Origin of the sequence: Actinomadura sp. K4S16 (assembly GCF_008327685.1) — a bacterium.
In the GTDB taxonomy this organism is placed as follows: Bacteria; Actinomycetota; Actinomycetes; order Streptosporangiales; family Streptosporangiaceae; genus Spirillospora.
Window position 1 is genome coordinate 180,846 of sequence record NZ_BDDE01000013.1, and the last position, 19,470, is coordinate 200,315.

20 protein-coding genes are annotated in these 19,470 nt (G+C 72.6%); 4 read left to right on the top strand and 16 right to left on the bottom strand.

Annotated elements, in window-relative coordinates:
- Nucleotides 1-78: 78 nt before the first annotated feature.
- The 8 genes from K4S16_RS15990 to K4S16_RS16025 all read right to left on the bottom strand — a co-directional run bounded on the left by K4S16_RS15990 (nt 79) and on the right by K4S16_RS16025 (nt 7,925).
- Nucleotides 79-1,266, bottom strand: coding sequence for a cytochrome P450 (locus K4S16_RS15990; protein ID WP_235036837.1), 1,188 nt, complete (start codon nt 1,264-1,266; stop codon nt 79-81).
- A 163-nt stretch (nt 1,267-1,429) separates the two neighbouring features.
- Nucleotides 1,430-2,599, bottom strand: coding sequence for a low temperature requirement protein A (locus tag K4S16_RS15995; RefSeq protein ID WP_200841908.1), 1,170 nt, complete (start codon nt 2,597-2,599; stop codon nt 1,430-1,432).
- A 53-nt stretch (nt 2,600-2,652) separates the two neighbouring features.
- On the bottom strand, nt 2,653-3,627 hold the full coding sequence (locus tag K4S16_RS16000) for a lysophospholipid acyltransferase family protein (protein ID WP_375708331.1): 975 nt from the start codon (nt 3,625-3,627) through the stop codon (nt 2,653-2,655).
- Between the two features lie 33 nt (nt 3,628-3,660).
- Nucleotides 3,661-4,656 (bottom strand): NAD-dependent epimerase/dehydratase family protein, encoded by a 996-nt coding sequence (locus tag K4S16_RS16005; protein ID WP_149260149.1) that lies wholly within the window; start codon nt 4,654-4,656, stop codon nt 3,661-3,663.
- Nucleotides 4,657-4,702: 46 nt separating this feature from the next.
- Nucleotides 4,703-4,801 carry a 30S ribosomal protein bS22 gene (locus K4S16_RS16010; protein WP_018654693.1) on the bottom strand — a complete coding sequence of 33 codons (99 nt, stop codon included), beginning with the start codon at nt 4,799-4,801 and terminating at the stop codon, nt 4,703-4,705.
- A gap of 371 nt (nt 4,802-5,172) precedes the next feature.
- The gene (locus K4S16_RS16015; protein WP_021591693.1) at nt 5,173-5,376 is read right to left on the bottom strand and encodes a helix-turn-helix domain-containing protein; all 204 of its coding nucleotides are present in this window, start codon (nt 5,374-5,376) and stop codon (nt 5,173-5,175) included.
- A 361-nt stretch (nt 5,377-5,737) separates the two neighbouring features.
- The gene (locus K4S16_RS16020) at nt 5,738-6,595 is read right to left on the bottom strand and encodes a phosphatase (protein WP_268843255.1); all 858 of its coding nucleotides are present in this window, start codon (nt 6,593-6,595) and stop codon (nt 5,738-5,740) included.
- 115 nt (nt 6,596-6,710) lie between these two features.
- On the bottom strand, nt 6,711-7,925 hold the full coding sequence (locus tag K4S16_RS16025; protein ID WP_149259746.1) for an acetoin utilization protein AcuC: 1,215 nt from the start codon (nt 7,923-7,925) through the stop codon (nt 6,711-6,713).
- 166 nt (nt 7,926-8,091) lie between these two features.
- Between K4S16_RS16025 and K4S16_RS16030 the strand changes: the two genes are divergently transcribed.
- Entirely contained in the window at nt 8,092-9,195 is a 1,104-nt protein-coding gene (locus K4S16_RS16030) for an alpha/beta hydrolase (RefSeq protein ID WP_235036838.1), read from the top strand.
- Here the strand turns inward: K4S16_RS16030 and K4S16_RS44370 are convergent.
- From K4S16_RS44370 to K4S16_RS16065, 8 genes are all read right to left on the bottom strand, one after another.
- Nucleotides 9,192-9,347: a hypothetical protein gene (locus K4S16_RS44370; RefSeq protein ID WP_160160929.1), complete on the bottom strand. Its 156-nt coding sequence runs from the start codon at nt 9,345-9,347 to the stop codon at nt 9,192-9,194. The genes K4S16_RS16030 and K4S16_RS44370 overlap by 4 nt on opposite strands.
- 181 nt (nt 9,348-9,528) lie before the next feature.
- Nucleotides 9,529-10,323, bottom strand: coding sequence for a pyrroline-5-carboxylate reductase (gene proC, locus K4S16_RS16035; protein ID WP_149259747.1), 795 nt, complete (start codon nt 10,321-10,323; stop codon nt 9,529-9,531).
- Between the two features lie 76 nt (nt 10,324-10,399).
- Nucleotides 10,400-11,320: a proline dehydrogenase family protein gene (locus K4S16_RS16040; protein WP_149259748.1), complete on the bottom strand. Its 921-nt coding sequence runs from the start codon at nt 11,318-11,320 to the stop codon at nt 10,400-10,402.
- A gap of 90 nt (nt 11,321-11,410) precedes the next feature.
- Nucleotides 11,411-12,586, bottom strand: a complete 1,176-nt coding sequence (locus K4S16_RS16045; RefSeq protein ID WP_149259749.1) for an LCP family protein — start codon at nt 12,584-12,586, stop codon at nt 11,411-11,413.
- A 129-nt stretch (nt 12,587-12,715) separates the two neighbouring features.
- Entirely contained in the window at nt 12,716-13,450 is a 735-nt protein-coding gene (locus K4S16_RS16050) for an ABC transporter permease (RefSeq protein WP_149259750.1), read from the bottom strand.
- Complete coding sequence (locus tag K4S16_RS16055) at nt 13,447-14,196, bottom strand: ABC transporter ATP-binding protein (RefSeq protein ID WP_200841909.1); 750 nt, start codon at nt 14,194-14,196, stop codon at nt 13,447-13,449. Before K4S16_RS16055 ends, K4S16_RS16050 begins: the two co-directional genes overlap by 4 nt.
- Before the next feature lie 242 nt (nt 14,197-14,438).
- The gene (locus K4S16_RS16060; protein WP_149259751.1) at nt 14,439-15,062 is read right to left on the bottom strand and encodes a TetR family transcriptional regulator; all 624 of its coding nucleotides are present in this window, start codon (nt 15,060-15,062) and stop codon (nt 14,439-14,441) included.
- Complete coding sequence (locus K4S16_RS16065) at nt 15,059-15,946, bottom strand: sugar phosphate isomerase/epimerase (RefSeq protein ID WP_149259752.1); 888 nt, start codon at nt 15,944-15,946, stop codon at nt 15,059-15,061. Before K4S16_RS16065 ends, K4S16_RS16060 begins: the two co-directional genes overlap by 4 nt.
- Before the next feature lie 158 nt (nt 15,947-16,104).
- Here K4S16_RS16065 and K4S16_RS16070 point away from each other — a divergent pair, with 158 nt between their 5' ends.
- The 3 genes from K4S16_RS16070 (at nt 16,105) to radA (ending at nt 19,444) form a co-directional block, all read left to right on the top strand.
- Nucleotides 16,105-16,803 carry a class I SAM-dependent methyltransferase gene (locus K4S16_RS16070; RefSeq protein WP_235036839.1) on the top strand — a complete coding sequence of 233 codons (699 nt, stop codon included), beginning with the start codon at nt 16,105-16,107 and terminating at the stop codon, nt 16,801-16,803.
- 35 nt (nt 16,804-16,838) lie between these two features.
- Nucleotides 16,839-17,915, top strand: a complete 1,077-nt coding sequence (locus tag K4S16_RS16075) for an alpha/beta fold hydrolase (RefSeq protein WP_149259754.1) — start codon at nt 16,839-16,841, stop codon at nt 17,913-17,915.
- A gap of 80 nt (nt 17,916-17,995) precedes the next feature.
- Nucleotides 17,996-19,444, top strand: coding sequence for a DNA repair protein RadA (gene radA, locus K4S16_RS16080; RefSeq protein WP_149259755.1), 1,449 nt, complete (start codon nt 17,996-17,998; stop codon nt 19,442-19,444).
- The last annotated feature ends 26 nt before the right edge of the window (nt 19,445-19,470 follow it).

A 19,470-nucleotide genomic window follows, 5' to 3' on the forward strand; every position in this document is an offset into this window, starting at 1 on the left:
GAAGCGTGCGCGCCCCTGGCTTCAGGCCGCTTTCAACCGGCTTTCAGCCCCGGCTCCGAGCCCTTCAGGGGCTGAAACTCACCAGGTCAGGGGCAGGGTCTCCAGGCCGAGGACGAGGCTGGCGTGCTCGACCGGCCGGGCGTCCGGTGCGATGCGGTAGTCCGGGATGCGTGCGTGCCACTCGCGCAGCGCGATCTGGAGTTCGAGCCGGGCGAGGTGGGAGCCGAGGCAGCGGTGCGGTCCCGCGCCGAAGGCCAGGTGCCGGGCCGGCGGCCGGTCGATGTCGACGGCGGAGGCGGCGGGCACGGCGCGCGGGTCGCGGGTCGCCATGGCGGTCGGGAGCATGACCATGTCGCCCGCCTTCATCGGGCAGCCGTGGATCTCGACGTCGCGGGTGAGCTTGCGGGCGGGCAGGACGGGCGCGTAGACGCGCAGGAACTCCTCGATCGCGTCGGGGATGACCTCCGGGTCGCCGGCCATGCGTGCGCGGGCGGCGTCGTCGCGCGCCAGATGCCAGAAGATGTAGGAGAGCTGGGCGGCGACGGTGTCGAGGCCGGCGAGGAACAGCAGCACGCAGAGTTCGAGCAGCTCCTCGTCGGTGACGGGCCGGCCGTCCACGGTGAACCCGGTCGCGGCACTGATCAGGTCCTCGCGCGGACGGGTGCGGCGGTCCTGGATGAGCTCGGTGAGGCAGGCCGTCAGCGCCGCCATGGCCGCGCCCCGTCCTCCGGTGGAGGGAGGCGAGTGGAGGATGGCGTGCTCCCACTCGAGGAACTCCTCCAGCCGCTCGGTGGGCAGGCCCACCAGCTCCAGGAAGATCGCGGTGGGGTAGAGCCGGGCGAAGTCGGTGACGAAGTCGCACGATCCCCGGGACGCGAAGCCGTCGATCAGCGCGGCGCAGTGCCGGGTGATCCGGTCCCGCAGGACGGCGGCGGCGACGGGGGTGAAGAACGGCCGGAGTAACCGCCGCCACGTCGTGTGGAGCGGCGGGTCCAGCATGACGGGGATCCACTGGTGCGCCGGGTCGGGGTCGCTGACGGCGATCGCACGGCTGGAGAACGTCTCCGGGTCCTGGAAGGCCGCGAGGATGTCGTCGTACCGGGTCAGCACCCAGAACCCATGCCCAGCCGTGCTGCGGAACGCCGGACGCGCCTCGCGCAACTCGTCCATCCGCGCGTGGGACGCCCCGGCGGGGTACGGCCCGGCGAACGGATCGAACTCCACGCGCGGCCCGCCCTCCCCGCTCTGCCCTGTCAGGTCCTGCACGATGGCCTCCTCACCTGCACGCGGGGCGGTCCGCACCGCCGCCTCCCCGCTGGATTCAGTTGTGGCTCGTTGGCCAGGATGACACGAGTCCCGGAGCCGGGCGCGGGGTCAAGGGCGCCCGTCAGGCGGGCTCTGCGAGCCGTCGCAGATCAACCCGCCGGTGCTACTCGGCGGTCCGGAGGGCCGGCGCCCGCCGGACGAGGGTCGTGGTGAGGAAGACGGCCAGGAGGGCGGCGATCAGGAGCAGGATTCCCGGGACGCCCACGGTCGGGGCGGCGAGGGTCACGAGGAGGACCAGGAGGGCCGTGGCGACGAGGAGCGCGGGATGCGCGCTCATGCGCCCCATCGGAGCGTGCAGCACCCAGAGCATGACCAGGACGACGGCGACGGGGACGGTGACGGAGGCGGCCACCAGCCGCGGACCTGCCTCGGCGTGATGGGCGAACGAGGCCACCGCCGTCTCCAGCCCGGCGCCGATGGCGGCGAGCGCGGCGAAGAAGACGTAGTGGCCGTACCCCCACAGGAAGCGCAGGTCGCGGCGCCGCCACAGGCCCTCCCCGGCCGGTTCGAGGTAGTAGATCCACCAGAGCGCGAACAGGATGGCGAGGCCCGCGAGGGCGATCGTGATCAGCTCGCCGCTGACCCCGTGGGCCACGGACTGCTGCACCGCGTCGGTGGAGGCGAACACGCTCTCGCCCAGCAGGATGATCGTGAACAGCCCGTACCGTTCGGCGATGTGGTGCGGGTGCCAGGCCGTCCCGCGCCGCCGCTCGGCGAGCGGCGGCACGGACAGGTCGAGCGCCGCGAGCACGAAGAACACCCACGTCGGGCCCTGGTCCGGCAGGCCGAGCCGCGCCACCCAGAACACCTGGGCGACCGACAGGCCGACCGCGTACCGCAGGGCCGTGGCGCGGCCCTCGGGGTCCTCGGCGGCCGCGCGCAGCCAGAGGGCGACCAGGCCGACGCGCATGACGAGGTAGCCCATGGTCATGGTGGTGACGTCGCCGTCGAACGCGGAGGGCACCCCGGCCGCCAGGACGAGGACGCCCGCCAGCTGCACGAACGCCATGAGCCGGTACGGGACGTCGTCGGTGTCGTAGGCGGAGGCGAACCACGTGAAGTTCATCCACACCCACCAGATCGCGAAGAACGTCATCAGGTAGGGCGTGAAGGAGCCGCCGAGGCGGCCGCTCTCGATCGCGCCGCCCAGGCGTCCGACGGTCTGGAACACCGCGGCGACGAACGTCAGGTCGAACAGCAGCTCCAGCGGGCTGGAGACGCGGTGCGGCTCGTCGGGGTCGCGGGCGACCATGCGGCGGCGTAGCGGCGGCATGAAGATCACTCTACGAGGTCGGTCACTACCCCCGAGTGACGCTCCGCCCGCGGTCAGAGGAAGGCGGGGCCCCGGCGCAGCAGGGTCTCGTACAGCATGTGCTGGACGTTCTCGCGGACGTGGTCGGTGAGCTCGAAGACCGTCATGGGGTCGTCGGCGGCGTCCTCGTCGTACTCGTCCAGCGTCATCGGCTCGCCGAAGCGGATCACCCACTTGGACGGGAGCGGGATGAGGCCGGCGGGGCCGAGCAGCGGGAACGTCGGGGTGACCGGGAAGTACGGGAGGCCGAGCAGGCGGGCCAGCGGGCGCAGGTCGGCGATCTTGGGGTAGATCTCCTCGGCGCCGACGATGGCGCACGGCACGATCGGGACCCCGGCGCGCAGCGCGGTGCCGACGAAGCCGCCGCGGCCGAAGCGCTGGAGCTTGTAGCGCTCGGAGAAGGGCTTGCCGACGCCCTTGTAGCCCTCGGGGAAGACGCCGACGAGCTCGCCCTTGGACAGCAGGCGGGCGGCGTCGGCATGGCAGGCGAGCGTGTGGCCGGCCTTGCGCGACAGATGCCCGAGCAGGGGGATCTGGTAGACGAGGTCGGCGCCGAGGAGGCGGACCTGCCGGTCGGCGTGGTCGTGCAGGGCCACCGACAGCATCAGCGCGTCGAGGGGGATCGTCCCGGAGTGGTTGGCGACGAGGAGGGCGCCGCCGGTCGGGATGTTCTCCAGGCCGTCGATCTCGACGCGGAACCAGTGCTCGTAGAGGGCGCGGGCGAGCGGCAGGAGGACGGCGGAGTTGAACTCGGGGTCGAAGCCGAACTCGTCGACCTCGTACTCGCCGGACAGCCTGCGCCGCAGGAACGCCAGGCCGGAGGCCAGCGCCCGTTCGAACTGGCCCGGTTCGGCCGGATCCTTGCCGGGCGCCTCCCCGCCGGGCTCGCCCCCGCGCGGGCCGTCCCCTCCGGGGGCGTCGTCGCGGACCGCGGGGAGCCGGATGACCTGCGCGCCCTCGTCGTCCCCGGAGTGAGCGTCCATCGTCATCTCGGCTCTCCTTTCAGGCGCGTCCCGAACGGCTCAGGCCCGTCCCAGCAAGGCCGTCAGGCCGCCCCGGACGAAGCCCCGGGCGGCGGCGAAGTCGGCGAAGGCGGCCTCGGAGCTGTACTTCGGGTGCCAGGCCAGCTCCCGCTCCAGTGCCGTGGTGTCGATGACCCGGCCGTACGTCAGCCAGCGCAGCAGCTCCGGGGAGAAGCCGGACAGGCCCGCGAAGCGGCGCCCCATGTCGCCGAGCACCGAGATGGACGGCGCCGGGACCGGCAGGTAGGGCCGCCCCGCGCGGCGCAGGGCCTGCGACAGCAGCAGCACGCCGTCCCCGGCGACGTTGTAGCAGCCGGGGTGGTCCTCGACCGTCATGCGCCGCAGCACCTCGACGCCGTCGTCCTCGTGGACGAACTGCAGCCGCGGGTCGAACCCGAGCACGGTCGGGACGACCGGCAGGCGCAGGTACCTGGTGAGCGGCGAGTCGACGCCCGGGCCGAGGAAGTTCGCGAACCGCAGCACCGACACGGCCAGGTCGGAGCGCCGCCGCATCAGCCCGCGGACGTACCCCTCGACCTCGACGGCGTCCTTGGCGTAGCCGCTCCTGGGCGGCTCGACGGGCTCGTCCCGCTCGGTGAAGACGGCCGGGTCCATCGGGGACGAGCCGTACACCGCCGCCGACGACCGGACGACGAGCTTGCGCATGTCGGGCGAGCGCTGGCAGGCCGCGAGGAGCTGCATCGTCCCGATGACGTTCAGCTCCTTGACCTTCGCCCGCGGCACCGACGAGGAGGTCACCAGGTTGAGGTGCACCACCGTGTCCACCGCCGCCGACGCGATGATCTTCGCGATGCCGGGCGTGCGGATGTCGACCCGGACGAACTCGGTGCGGCCGAGCGACTCCGCCGGCGGCACCGTGTCCACCCCGATGACACGCTCGATGCCCGGGTCGGCTTGCAACGTGTTCGCGACCCGCGCCCCCAGGAAACGGGAGACGCCCGTGACGAGGACGACACGGGCCGCGGCGGCGGGCATGGAGGACACTGGGCCCTACCCCTTCACGGCTGGACGGCCGGTGCGGTCACTTCTTGTTGCGGCGCTGGATGCGCGTCTTCTTCAGCAGCTTGCGGTGCTTCTTCTTGGCCATCCTCTTGCGGCGCTTCTTGATGACAGAGCCCACGGAACCTCGCTCGGCGTATCGGGTGATGTGCAGGAGACGGGCGTGCCGCAGGAGAGCGACTCTCGATGAGCGGGCACGGTCCGAGGCCCCAGGGTACCGCTGCGGCGGTGGAGATCATGCCGCGGCCTGCCCCGCGGCCCCGGAAAGGCGGGTACGGACGGCGGCCGGCACCGCGCGTAGCACGGCGCCGGGCACCGTTCCGTCCGGGCGGGCGTGGCCGCCGGCCAACGCCCGTCCGCTCGGTGTCCGGACCGTTCTGCCGGTCCTCGTCCTGCTTCCCCAGCTTCGGGACGGTCCCTCGGGACCCTCCCGACGCCCCCTGCACGGCCGGGTACTGAGTTCGCGGCGGGGTCATGCCCCGCCCCTACCCGTTATCCGGCTTCGATGTACGCGTCGCGCAGGTAATCGTGGACGGCCTGCTCGGGAACCCGGAACGAGCGGCCCACGCGGATCGCGGGAAGCTCGCCCGAGTGGACGAGACGGTAGACGGTCATCTTGGACACCCGCATCACCGCCGCCACTTCGGCCACGGTCAGGAACCTGACCTCGCTCAGAGGTCGCTCGCCTGAGGTCATCGGACGCCCTCTTCCACACGTGCCGCGCACCGGCCCTTCGGGTGACTTTGATCACGCACGTGTACTTCCTCCAGCGTAAATCGCGTACCGGCAGTCGCAAGAGGGGAGTTCCGCACATTTCCGTCTCCGACCTGACCGTGGGGATACAGTGCTGATTCCCTACGGAGCGTGGAGCTGACGGCACCGCACGTGCCAGGACGAACGGTTGTCAACCGGAACCACGGATTGACCTGCGGTTTCGCAGCGTCCGACGGCTCCCGGCAAGCCCATGCGCCTCGTTACGGCAGCCCTGTCACACGCCGTGACAGGCGAGCGGTCGCCACCCAGGCGTCCCCCCGGAGTAAGCCTCCGGCACCGGCGGTCAGCCGGCCGGGCGCAGGCCCGCGCGATCGAGGATGTACGCGGTCAGCGGCGCGTAGTGGTGCGCGGAGACCCCGTCGTCGAGCGGGACGACCACGTCGATCTTGCCCTCCGCGGCCCCGGCGAACAGCGCCGGGTCGTTACAGTCCGCGAACCCGACGGTGTCGATGCCCGCCTGCCCGGCGGCCCCGGCCCAGCCGTGGTCGGCGATGGCCAGATCCGGCCAGATATCGGGTTTAGCTTCCCCGGTCTCCCGAAAACCGGTAGTGGCGGCCTCGGAACCGGCGGCGGCGAGCTCCCTGAGCATGGCCTCCATCGGGTGCGGATCGTGCGTGTGGTGCGTGCGGAGGTCCTCGCCCTCCAGCATCGCGACGCCGGGGTCGGCGTACACGAGGCGGCGCAGCTCCGCGCCGCCGTACCCGGTCTCCACCTCGTAGGTCCAGCCGGCGGCGGGCGTCAGCACCCGGCAGCCCGCCTCCCGCAGAGCCCGCGCGACCGCCTGGTACAGCGGCGTCAGCGTGGCCGGATGGCCGGTCGCGACGACCACGCACTCCTTGCGGCGGGCGGCGAGGCCGATGCGCTCCCCCATCGCCTCGAGGGTGTCGAGCGTGATCTCGGGATCGATCGTGTCGTCCCCGTAGATGTGCCTCGGGTCGGGGTCGACGCCGCACCGCTCGACCATCATCTCCAGCACGGAGCGCTCCGTCCACGACGGCTTCAGCTCCAGGCCGAACTGGTAGTACGGGTCGCCGTTGGCCATCCGCCGGAAGTGCAGCAGGTTGTTCTGGCGCGGCGTGGCCACGTCGCCGGCGATCATCGTCCGGACCAGGTGGGCGCGCAGCTCCTCCCTGGTGGGCACGGGCTTGTCGGGCACCCGGTTCTCGGGCACGGCGTTCTCGGGCACGGCGTTTTCAGGCACGGCGTTTTCAGGCACGGGGGTCATCGGGTCCCTGGGCGGAGGTCGTGAGCGGGGTTCACTCGTCGGTCATGGGGTCGAGGCCGTGCTCGGGGAACACCGCCCGGCGGGTCGCCAGGATCGCCTGGTCCACCGGGTTCCCGGGGTCGTAGCCGTCCCCCCACCTGCTGACCTCCACCGTCTCCGTGCCGTCCGTCATGCGGCGCGGGGCGATCTCCTCGGTCCGCTGCCGGACGAACTCGCGCCAGTCGTCCGGCGTCGCGGTGGCCGGCGGGATCGGGCCGCCCGCCGCCTCGGCCAGCAGGTGCGTCCACGCCCGCGGGACGACCTGGACCAGCTCGTAGCCGCCGCCCCCGGTGAGGACCCACCGCCCGCCCGCCGTCTCGTGCGCCAGCCGGTGCAGCATCGCGTAGGCCGTCCGCTGCCCGTCCACGCTGAGGATCAGGTGGGCCAGCGGGTCCAGCGCGTGGCCGTCGGCGCCCTGCTGGGTGACGAGGACATCCGGGCGGAACCGGCGCAGCAGCGGCGGCACGATCGCCTCGAACGCGCGCAGCCACGGCCGGTCGCCGGTGCCGGGCGGCAGGGAGATGTTGACCGAGGTGCCGTCCACGCCGGTCTCGTCCGGGAATCCGGTGCCGGGGAACAGCGTCCGCGGCGTCTCGTGCAGGCTGATCGTCAGCACGCGCGGGTCGTCGTAGAAGGCGGCCTGGACGCCGTCGCCGTGGTGGACGTCGATGTCGACGTAGGCGACGCGCTCGGCGCCGTTCTCCAGCAGCCACGCGATCGCGATCGCCGGGTCGTTGTAGACGCAGAACCCGCTGGCGGCGTCGCTCAGCGCGTGGTGCAGGCCGCCGGAGATGTTCGCGCCGTGCTCGGCGCGGCCGGTCCACACCGCCTCGGCGGCGGCCGCCGACGCGCCCGCGACCAGGGCCGACGCCTCGTGCATGCCGAGGAACACCGGGTTGTCGGGCGTCCCGAGGCCGTGGCCGAGTTCCGGCAGCCCGGTGGCCCCGGCGTGCTTGACCGCCGCGATGTAGGACTCCTCGTGGACGAGCCGGAGCAGCTTGTCGTCCGCCGCCGCGAACTCCGAGACCCGAACGTTCGGGCGGTCCAGGACGCCGAGCCCGCGGGCGAGCGCCATCGTCAGCTCGACCCGCACGGGGTTCATGGGGTGCCCGGGGCCGAAGTCGTAGGAGATGAGCCGCTCGTCCCAGAAGATCTCCAGCCCGCAGTTCTCGGGACCGGCGGACTGGGACGAATCGGAACTGCTCATGACCTCACGGTATCGCGAGGGCCACGTGACCCGGCTCACCGCACCCGCACCGCGGACGCGCGGGGCGGCCCCGCGGGGGCCGCCGCCCGCAACACACCTGTGACGTGAATTACACGGAGGAAACGGGCATACCTACACCAGACAGATATCTCCTACGGGGGGGTAAATGGACGACGGCCCCAGCGTTCGCAGCCGCGCGATCAGCAATGCGCTCCGCCTGGGCGTTCGTCCCTTCCTGCACTACCTCCCCGGCCACGCCACCAGCATCCGAACCGCGCGCTCGACGGTGGACGCCGCGTCCCTGCTGCTGCGGCACAGCCCGCACGTGCGGGTCGAGTCCCTGAACGATCCGCTGCCGGACGACGAGGACGGCCGCCCGATCAGGGGCGAATGGATCGTTCCGCGGGCTCCCTCCGAGAAGCACACCGCCGAGGAGCACGCGGCCGAGAAGCACGCGGCCGAGGAGCACGCGGCCGAGGAGCACGCGGCCGAGAAGCGCGAGGCACGAAAGCGGGCCGCCGAGGAGCACGCCCCCGGCGCCGTCCTCTACCTGCACGGCGGCGGCTACGTCGTCTGCTCGCCGCGCACGCACCGCCCGATCACCTCGCGGCTCGCGCTGGACACGGGCCTGCCCGTCCTCGCGCCCCGGTACCGGCTCGCGCCCGAGCACCCGTTCCCGGCGCCGCTGGAGGACGCCGTCGCCGCCTACCGCTGGCTGCTCGCGCGGGGCGTTCCGGCGTCCGGCATCGTCCTCGCGGGCGACTCGGCGGGCGGGCACCTGTCCGCCGCGCTGACCGGCGAACTGTGCCGCCAGGGCCTGCCGAGCCCGGCCGGGCTCATGCTGTTCTCCCCGTGGGTCGACCTGACCTGCGAGCTGTCCATGGGGGCGCAGAGCCGCGCCCGCGACCCCTACATCAGCGCGGCGTCCGCGCGCCGGATCGCCCGCCTCGTCGTGGGGCCGACCGGGTTCGAGGACCCGCGGCTGGCCCTGCTCACGTGCGCCTGGACCGAGATGCCGCCCGTCCTCATCCAGGTCGGCGGCGCCGAGGTGCTGCGCACCGAGGCCGAGGCGTTCGCCGACGCCCTGCGCCGCGCCGGCGCCCACTGCGACCTGCAGATCTGGAAGGGGCAGATGCACGTCTTCCAGATCCTGAACCGCGTGCTTCCGGAGGCGAGCGCCGCCATGCGGGAGGCCGCCCACTTCGTCCGGACGGTCACGGGCAGGCCGGTGAAGCGGACCAAGGCCGGGAAGCGGACCAAGGCCGCCTAGCCTCGGCCTTCCTCCCGCTTCGCCAGGAGCCCGGCCAGCAGGGCCGCGGCGTGGTCGGCCATGTAGCGCGGGACCCGTGCCTTGAGGAGCGCCCTGTGCAGTGCGGACGCCGGGAACGGCATCTCGCCCGGACCCTCGCGCCGTTCTTCCATCCCGGCCCCCATTCCAAGATCAACTGGATGGTAGCCGGGCAGGATCGGGCATGCCGCCGAAACCAAGATCTTTTCCCACGCCCCGCGCAGGCTCCATCACGCTGAGTCCACACCTCGCGGCGTCGCTCCGCATGCTTTTCGCCCAACGGGCGATAACGGGTCCGCGCGGCCGGGGGCCGGGTCAGCCGCTCGCGAGTTCGCGGCCCCGGTTGCGGGCCGCCTCGATGGCCTCCAGGACGGCGGCCCGGACGCCGTGCCGCTCCAGCTCGCGGATCGCCGAGATCGTCGTCCCGCCCGGGGAGGTCACGGCCTCGCGCAGCAGCACCGGGTGCTCGCCGGAGTCGCGGAGCATGATCGCGGCGCCCACCGCCGACTGGATGACCATCTCCAGCGCGGCGGCGCGGGGCATGCCGAGCAGGATGCCCGCGTCCACCATCGCCTCGACGAGGTAGTAGAAGTACGCCGGGCCGCTGCCGGACAGGGCCGTGGCGCCGTCCTGGAGCGACTCGGGGATGCGCAGCACCTTGCCGACCGGCGACAGCAGCTCCTCGGCCAGCTTCAGGTGCTCCTCGGCCGCGTGCGACCCGGGCGAGATGACGCTCATCGCCTCGTCCACGTGGACGGGCGTGTTCGACATGACGCGGACGACGGGCACGCCCTCGGGCAGCCGCGCCTCGATGAACCCGGTCGTGATGCCCGCCGCCATCGAGATCACCAGCCGACCGGGCGGCACGTGCGGGCCGACCTCGTCCAGCAGGGCCCCCATGTCCTGCGGCTTCACCGCGAGGACCAGCGTGCCGGCCGTGGCGGCGGCCTCCGCGTTCGACACGATCTCGATGCCGTACCGCTCCCGCAGCAGCGCGCCCCGCTCCTCCCGGCGCGCGGTCGCCATCAGCTCGGACGGGCGGCGGCCGGCCCGGAGCACCCCGGACAGCAGCGCCTCGCCCATCTTCCCGGCACCCAGAATCGCGATCATCGACATACCTTGACGTGGGGTTCCAACGACCCGTCCAGCCTATCGCCGGGCCGGTCGGCCCCGCCGCAGGACCGCCCTAGGACCGCCCTGCCAGCGAGCGGAGGAAGAAGCGCAGGTTGGCGGGCCGCTCGGCCAGGCGGCGCATGAAGTACTCGTACCATTCGCGGCCGTAGGCGACGTAGACGCGGACCTGGGCGCCGTCCGCGGCTAGGCGGCGCTGCTCCTGCGGACGGATCCCGTAGAGCATCTGGTACTCGAACGTGTCGTCGTCGCGCTCGTCCAGCACCGACAGCGCGGCGGCGACCTCGATGAGCCGGGGGTCGTGCGTGGCGAGCATCGGGTAGCCCTTGCCGGCCATCAGCACCTTCATGCACCGCACGTACGACCTGTCGACCTCCTCCTTGTCGGTGAAGGCGACCGCCGCGGGCGCCGCGTACGCACCCTTGCACAGCCTCACCCGCGAGCCCTCGTAGGCCAGTTCCGCGCAGTGCTCCTCCGCGCGGCGCAGGTACGCCTGGACGACCGCGCCCACGTCCGGGTAGTCACGCCGCAGTTCGTGGACGACCCCCAGCGTCGAGTCGACGGTCGTGTGCTCTTCCATGTCCAGGGTGACGGTCGTACTGGCCGAGCGGGCGGCGGTGCACACCCGCCGCGCGTTCTCCAAGGCGAGGTCTTCGTCGAAGGTCTGCCCGACGGCCGAGAGCTTGAGCGACACCTCGGCGCGCCTGCCGAACCCGGCGGCGCCCAGCCGTTCCAGGAGCTCCACATAGTGCGCGACGTTCGCCTCGGCGCGGCCCTTGTCGTGCGTGTCCTCGCCCAGGACGTCCAGGCTGACGAGCAGGCCCTCGCCGGTCAGCCCGCCGGTGGCGCGCATGGCGTCGTCGATCGTCTCGCCGGCGACGAAGCGGCGGACGACGTCCTTGGTGAACGGCGCGGTCTCCACCAGCCTGCGCGCGCCGCCGCTGCGCGACGCGGCCAGCAACGCCTGACGAAGCACTGTGCGAACCCCTCGTCCCCGTGCGAACCCGGTCCCCGTGCGTACCGCTTCCTGGCTACCGTCCCAGGTTATGCCGCCGGGGCCCGGCGATCACGACACGGTGCCGAGGCTGTTCCCGGGCCCGTACTGCTGCACGTACTCCTGCATCTTCGCGGTCTTGACCGCCTCGAACAGGGTCTTGGCCTTCGGCCCGTCCAGGAACACGACGCTCTGCTTCTTGCGCATGCCGGTGCCCTTGTGCGGCAGCGTCATGAACATCACGTCGGACGGGCGGATGCCGCGCATGCTGAGCGCCAGCGAGCGCAGGTCGCCCGCCGACACCCCCTCGTCCACGCTGATCGACTTGGTGAGCGCCGACAGGAACCGGTCGAGCTTGAGGGGGTTGCTGAGCGTGCCCCGGTCGGCGGCCTGCTTGGCGAGGGCGCCGAGGAACGCCTGCTGGCGCTTGATCCGGTCGAAGTCGCCGTTCGGCAGGTTGTAGCGCTGCCGGACGAACAGCAGCGCGTCGTCGCCGTTCAGCTTCTGGCGGCCCGCCTCCCAGCGCTTCTTGCGCGCCGGGTCGTACACGCTCTGCTTGATGTTGACGGTGACGCCGCCGAGCGCGTCCGTCATCGACTTGAAGCCCTCGAAGTCGATCGCGCCGAAGTGGTCGATGCGGACGCCGGTGAGGTTCTCCATCGTCTCGATCAGCAGCTTCGGCCCGCCGAACGAGAACGCCGCGTTGATCTTCTGCGCCCCGTAGCCGGGGATCTCCACCCACGAGTCGCGGGGGAACGAGACGATGTAGGCCTTCTTCCGGTCCGCCGGCAGGTGCAGCAGCATGATCGTGTCGGTGCGCTGCTGCCCCGGCTTCCAGACCTGGTTGCCCTCGCCGGTCGTCGCGGAGTCGGCCCGCGAGTCCGAGCCGACGAGCAGCCAGTTCTCGGTCCCCTCGACGTTCTTGCCCGGCCGCCGCGCCCCGTCGTCCGGCATCACGCCCTTGATCCGGTCGATGTTGCCGTTGTAGGACGACTGGCGCTGCCACACCAGGCCGCCGATCCCGGCCACGACCAGCGCCAGGAACACGCCCACCGCGATCAGGACGCGGGGCCAGCGCCGCTTGCGCCGCGTCTCGCCGCCGCCGTCCGAGCCGCCGCCCCAGAACGCGTCCTCGGCGCCCGGCCCGGGGGCGCCCGGAGCCTCGGCGGCCCCCGGCCCCGCGGGCGTACGCGCACCCTCGTCGGACGCCTGCGGCCCGTGCGAGCCGTGAAGATCTGGGGAGGTCATGGCGCGAAGCTACCAGCCCCGCCGCGCGGGGACGGCCGACTTCGCCCGCTCTGTCCGCTTACGGCGCACTCGCCCGTCCGGGTAAACCCCGCCCCCCGTTCGCGGGTCGGGCCCTGCCCCATGCGGGGCTCACGCGCTCCGGCGGCGGAGGGTCACCGCGCCCAGCAGGAGGGCGACCACCACGAAGGCGGCCATCACGGAGACGTCGAGGGCCAGGGTGCCGGTGAAGTCGGGGCTGGTGCTGATCTGCTGCATGCCCTCGACCGCGTAGGTGAGGGGGAGGACGTCCGCGATCGCCTGGAGCCAGGACGCCATGCTCTCGCGCGGGACGATCAGGCCGCAGAGCAGCAGCTGCGGCAGGACGAACGCGGGCAGGAACTGGACGGCCTGGAACTCGGTGCGGGCGAACGCGCTGGCGAACAGGCCGAGCGCCATGCCGAGCACCGCGTCCAGCACCGACACCAGGACCAGGGACGCGAGCGAGCCGCTCAGGTCGAGGCCGAGCCAGGTCAGCGAGATGGACAGCACGACCGCGACCTGGACGAGCGTGAGCAGCCCGAAGGCGAGCGCGTAGCCGAGCAGGAGGTCGAGCTTGCCGAGCGGCATGGTCATCAGCCGTTCGAGGGTGCCGCCGGTGCGCTCGCGGAGGGTCGCGACGCTGGCCACGACGAACATGACGGTGAACGGGAACAGGCCGAGCAGCATGGGCCCGATCCGGTCGAAGACCATCGGCTGGTCGAACACGTACCGCAACAGGATCATCAGCAGCGACGGCACGCCGACCAGCAGGGCGAGCGTGCGGTGGTCGTGCCTGAGCTGCGCCAGGATGCGGCGGGTCGTGGCGACCGTGACGGCGGCGCTCATGTCGGGCTCCCGGCCTTCTCGTGGATCAGGTGGAGGAACGCCTCTTCGAGGTCGGCCGCGCCGGTGCGCGAGCGCAGGCCGTCCGGCGTCCCGTCGGCGAGGATCTCGCCCTCGCGCATCAGCAGCAGCCGGTCGGTGCGCCCCGCCTCGTCCATGACGTGGCTGGACACGACGAGGGTGGTGCCCCGGTCGGCCAGCTCGCGGAACAGCTCCCACAGCTCCTGCCGCAGCACCGGGTCGAGGCCCACGGTGGGCTCGTCCAGGACGAGCAGCTCGGGCACGCCGAGCAGCGCGACGGCGAGGTTGAGGCGGCTGAGCTCCCCGCCCGACAGCGTCGCCGCCGTCTGGTGGCGGTTGCGGCCGAGCCCGACCTCGTCGAGGACGCGGACGACGTCCGAGCGCGGGGCGCCCAGGACGGACGCGAAGTAGCGCAGGTTCTCGGTGACGGTCAGGTCGGCGTAGACGGCCGGGGTCTGCGTCGCGTACCCGACGCGGCGCCGCAGGCCGGGCGACCCGGCGGGCTCGCCGAGCACGGTCACCGTGCCGCTCAGCACGATCTGGACGCCGACCAGGGCCCTCATCAGGGTCGTCTTCCCGCAGCCGCTCGGACCGAGCAGCCCCACGATCGAGCCGCGCGGCACGTCGAAGGCGAGGTCGTGCAGCACCTCCTGGCCGCCGCGGACGACCCGCAGGTCGCGCACCCGCACGGCGGCCTCGGACGCCTGGGCGGGACTAGAACTCATCATGTGTTGAATTTATGCCGACACGGAGGCCCGGTCAAGGGGGCGGAGGTCCCGTCGAGGAAGGGCCGTCAGGAAGCGGCCTCCCAGACGGGCCGCACGAACGGGCCCTGAAGAAGGGGCCCTTCAAGAAGGGCCAGGCGAAGGGCACGTCACGAAGGGCACGTCACGAAGGGCACGTCACGAAGGGCACGTCACGAAGGGGCATCGCTGAGGGACCGCCGCGAAGGGGCGGCGCGGAGAGGGGGTCAGGGCGCCAGGTAGCGCTGGAGGGTCGGCGCCACCAGTTCGATCAGTTCCTCCGCGGAGGCGGAGGCCAGCGGCTCGATGCGCAGCACGTGCCGCAGCACCATCAGTCCGACCATCTGGCCCGCGGCCGCCTGGATGCCGAGCGGGGCCGCGTCCGTCGCCTGCGAGGCCCGCCCGAACAGCGCGGACGCGACGAACTCGCGCAGCAGCGCGGCCGCCCGCTCGTTCGTCATCGCCGAGCGGAGCATCGCGAGCATCGGGGCGCGGCGCTCCTCGTCCTCCCACACCTGGAGGAAGGTGCGCGCGACGGCCTCGCCGCGGCGTTCGCGGGGGAAGGCCAGGATGCGCGGCAGCAGGACGGCCGGGTCCACCGGGAAGCGCATCGCCTCGATGAACACGCCCTCCTTGTTGCCGAAGAAGTGGTGCACCAGCGCGGGGTCGACCTCCGCGGCGCGGGCGATGGCGCGCAGCGACGCCCCGTCGTAGCCCTTCTCGGCGAACAGCTCCCGCGCCGAGGCGAGGATCTTCTCGCGCGTCTCGGTCGGGCCCGGCCGGCGTCCCGGACCCCGGCCGCGCGCCTTGGCGGGCTCCGCCGCCCCACGCCGCCCCTGGGGGTCGCTCACCGGCGCACGCCCCGGCGGGTGACCTCCCCGGCCGAGGTGACCTCCCACGTGTGGGCGGCGGCGGCCAGGTGCAGGCGCGCGAACGCGAGGGCCTCAGCGAGGTCCTCCATCCGCTCAACGCGGCTGGACGCCCGCCGCGTGTTGACCTCCAGGACGATGTGCCCCTTGAAGCCGCCCTCGGCGAGGTTCTCCAGCATCGCCCCGCACGGCTGGTTGCCCCGGCCGGGGACGAGGTGCTCGTCCTTGTTCGTGATGCCGACCCCGTCGGCGAGGTGGATGTGCCGCAGCCGGTCTCCCAGGCTCCCCGCCATGTCGATGGCGTCCGAGCCCGAGACGGCGGTGTGCGACAGGTCGAGGGTGACGTGCGGGTAGTCCTGGTCGACGGGGTTCCAGTCGGGCAGGTACATGCCCGCCTCCGCGCCGCGCGCCTTGAGCGGGAACATGTTCTCGACCGCGAACAGCACGTCCGTCTCGTCCTGCATGCGGGCGAGGCCCTCGACGAACTCCTTCGCGTACTCGCGCTGCCAGCGGAAGGGCGGATGCACGACGACGACCTCGGCGCCCAGTTCCTCGGCGACGTCCTTCGAGCGCACCAGCTTGCCCCACGGGTCGCGACCCCAGACCCGCTGGGTGAGCAGCAGGCAGGGCGCGTGGATCGACTTGATGGGGACCTGGTGGTAGTCCGACAGCCGGCGCAGGACGTTCAGGTCCTGGGACGAGGCGTCCGTCGAGACCATCACCTCGACGCCGTCGTAGCCCAGCAGCGCAGCGATCTCGAAGGCGCTCGGTACCTTCTCCGGGTACACGGACGCGGTGGAGAGCGTGATCGGCGCGTCCGGTACGCGGAGCGCCGGTGAAGGGACGCCGTTGTGCTGCGGAGTCAAGGCTTCCTCGCCAGGAATGATCGCTCGGCCGTGTTCGTGAAGCTGTCTCGCGAAAGCGGTGTTCGTAAAAGAGAGCCTATGCCGCCGCGGCCGTGATGAAACACTCGCCCGGAGTGATCTCGCTTGCTCTGCCCGGAGCGCGGCTACCCTCTGTCCCCGTGGCCGAGATCGCGCGGGGCGCCGTGCCGAGCCCCAACATCTGGAACTCCCCTCAGGTCTACGAGTTGGAGAACCGCGCCGTCGATCCCGACGGCCTGCTGGCCGGCGCCATGCGCGCGATCCGTCCCTGGAAAGGCGCCGACGTCCTCGACGTCGGCTGCGGGACCGGCTTCCACCTCCCCTTCTTCGCCGAGGACGCGCGCCGGGTGATCGGCGTGGAGCCGCACGCGGGCCTCGCCTCGGCCGCCGCGCGCCGGACCCGGGACCTCCCGGGCGTCACCGTGCGCGTCGGCACCGCGCAGGCGCTGCCGCTGCCCGACGCGTCCGTCGACGTCGCCCACGCGCGGTGGGCCTACTTCTTCGGCCCGGGCTGCGAGCCGGGCCTCGCCGAACTGGACCGGGTCGTCCGGCGCGGTGGCGCGATCTTCATCATCGACAACGACGCCACCCGCTCCACGTTCGGCCGCTGGTTCCGGCGCGGCCTGCCGAAATACGACCCCGCCGCCGTCGAGCGGTTCTGGACGCGGCGCGGCTTCCACCGGGAGCCGCTGACGATCCGGTGGGCGTTCCAGAACCGGGAGGACCTCGCGGCCGTCCTGCGCATCGAGTTCCCGCCCGACCTCGCCGACGCCTGCCTGCGCGAACACCCCGGCCTTGAGGTGGACTATGCCGTGAATTTGTGGTGGCGTTGCCCCTGAGTTACCAGTCGGTTGGGTCACGGGAGGAACGCACCATGGGTCGCGCCGCCGCCACGAGCCGAGTCACCGCCGGGAGGGCGCTCGGCGGTCTCCTCGCCGCCACCGCCCTCGGCGCGGCCGGCGCCGGCGCCGGGCTGGTCGCCCAGCGCCGCGCCATGCGCGCCCTGCAACTGCGCCCCGACCCGTTCGCGGGCGAGCCGTTCGGGTCGCTGCGCGGCCGCCCCCTGCCGGTCCGCGCCGATGACGGCACCCGCCTCTACGCCGAGATCGACGGCGAGGACCGCACCGACCTCGCCGTCGTGTTCTGCCACGGCTGGACGCTCACCCAGGACTCCTGGCACTTCCAGCGCAAGGCCCTGCGCGGCCTCGGCCGCCTCGTCTTCTGGGACCACCGCGGCCACGGCCGCTCCGACGGCGGCGCCCGCGACGGCTACGCCGTCTCCCGCCTGGCCCGCGACCTCGGCGCCGTGATCGACGCGACCGTCCCCGCCGAGACGCCCGTCGTCCTGGTCGGCCACTCGATGGGCGGCATGACGATCATGCGGTACGCCGACGAGAACCCCGGCCTGGTCGGACGCAAGATCCTCGCGGCCGGGCTGCTCTGCACGTCGTCCGGGGGGCTCGGCGAGGTCACCCTCGGCATGCCCGCGCTCGTCGCGCGCGTCGCCCACCGCGTCGTGCCCCGCGCCCTCGGCGCGCTGGGCGCGAGCTCCGGCGCCGTCGAGCGGGTCCGCCACCTGGGCCGCGACGCCGCCGCCCTCCTGGAGGACATGGTCGCCTTCGGCCCGGACGCCTCCCCCGCCGCGGTCGCGTTCGCCGAGCAGATGATGACCGACACCAGGATGGACGCCTTCGTCGACTTCCTCCGCTCCATGATCACCAGCGAGGTGATCAGCGACTGCGCGGCGCTCGGCGGCGCCGACACCCTCGTCCTCGGCGCGGAGAACGACATGCTCACCCCGGTCGAGCACAGCCTGAAGATCGCCGCCTGCGTCCCGTCCGGGCGGCTGGAGGTCGTCCCCACCGCCGGGCACATGGCCATGATGGAGCGGCCCGGGACCGTGTCCGACCACCTCGGCGACCTGATCGAGCGGGCCCGCAAGAACAGCTGACCCCGCCGCACCCTCGCGGAAACCGGGACGAACCGGGCGTCGGGTGAAGAGTGTCGGTGCCCGGCTCTACGCTTCCGCGCATGGCGAAGGCGAAGACGGCCAAGGCCGCCTACCGGTGCTCGGAGTGCGGGTGGCAGACGTCCAAGTGGGTCGGGCGCTGCGGCGAGTGCCAGACATGGGGAACGGTCACCGAGGCCGCGTCGGCGACCCCGGCCCGGGTCGTGTCGGCCGGGCCGGTCAGCTCGCCGGCCCGCCCGATCGGGCAGGTCGACGTCCGGTCCGCGAAGACGCGCCCCACCGGCCTCGACGAGCTCGACCGCGTCCTCGGCGGCGGCATCGTGCCCGGGGCCGTCCTGCTGCTGGCGGGCGAGCCCGGCATCGGCAAGTCGACGCTGCTGCTGGAGGTCGCCGCCCTGGCCTCGACCTCGTCCGGCGACTCGGCGGGCTCTTCCGGCTCGGCGGGTCCGGCGGGCGAGAACGTCCTGTACGTGACGGGCGAGGAGTCGGCCGAGCAGGTCCGGCTGCGCGCCGACCGCGTCGGCGCGATCACCGACCGGCTCTACCTGGCGGCCGAGACGGAGCTGTCCGCCATCCTCGGCCACATCGAGTCGGTGGATCCCGGGCTGCTCGTCGTCGACTCCATCCAGACGATCGGCACCTCCGAGGCCGACGGCGCGCCCGGCGGCGTCACCCAGGTCCGCGAGGTCGCGGCCAACCTGATCAGGGTCGCCAAGGAGCGCGGCATGACCGTCGTGCTGGTCGGCCACGTGACCAAGGAGGGCTCGATCGCCGGGCCCCGCCTGCTGGAGCACCTGGTCGACGTCGTCCTGTACTTCGAGGGCGACCGGCACTCCCGGCTCCGGATGATCCGCGCCATGAAGAACCGGTACGGCCCCACCGACGAGCTGGGCTGCTTCGACCTGTCCGAGGTCGGCATCGTCGGGCTGCCCGACCCGAGCGGGCTGTTCCTCACCCGCCGCGAGGAGGCCGTGCCCGGAACCTGCGTCACCGTCACCCTCGAAGGGCGCCGCCCCCTCGTCGCCGAGGTGCAGTCGCTCGTCGCCAAGTCGCACCTGCCCGCGCCGCGGCGCGCCACCTCCGGCCTCGACACCTCCCGCGTCGCGATGGTCCTCGCCGTCCTCGCGCAGCGCTGCAAGATCTCCATGCACGAGCAGGACGTGTACGTCTCGACCGTCGGCGGCGTCCGGCTCGCCGAGACCTCCGTCGACCTCGCCCTCGGCCTCGCCGTCGCGGGCTCCACCGTCGAGCAGGCCCTCTCCACCAGCCTCATCGCGCTCGGCGAGGTGGGCCTTGCCGGAGAGGTCCGCATCGTGCCCGGCGTGCAGCGGCGGCTGGCCGAGGCGGCCCGGCTCGGGTTCAAGTACGCCGTCATCCCGCGCGGCTCCCTCGAACTGGCCGACGGGCCCCTCAAACGCGCGGATCCGCAGCTCAGCAGCTACGAGGGGATGAAGGTCATGGAGGTCGACAGCCTCCAGCAGGCGCTGCAGGTGGCCTTTACCGCGCCCTGACAGGCGTCCCGCCAGAGTATTACTTC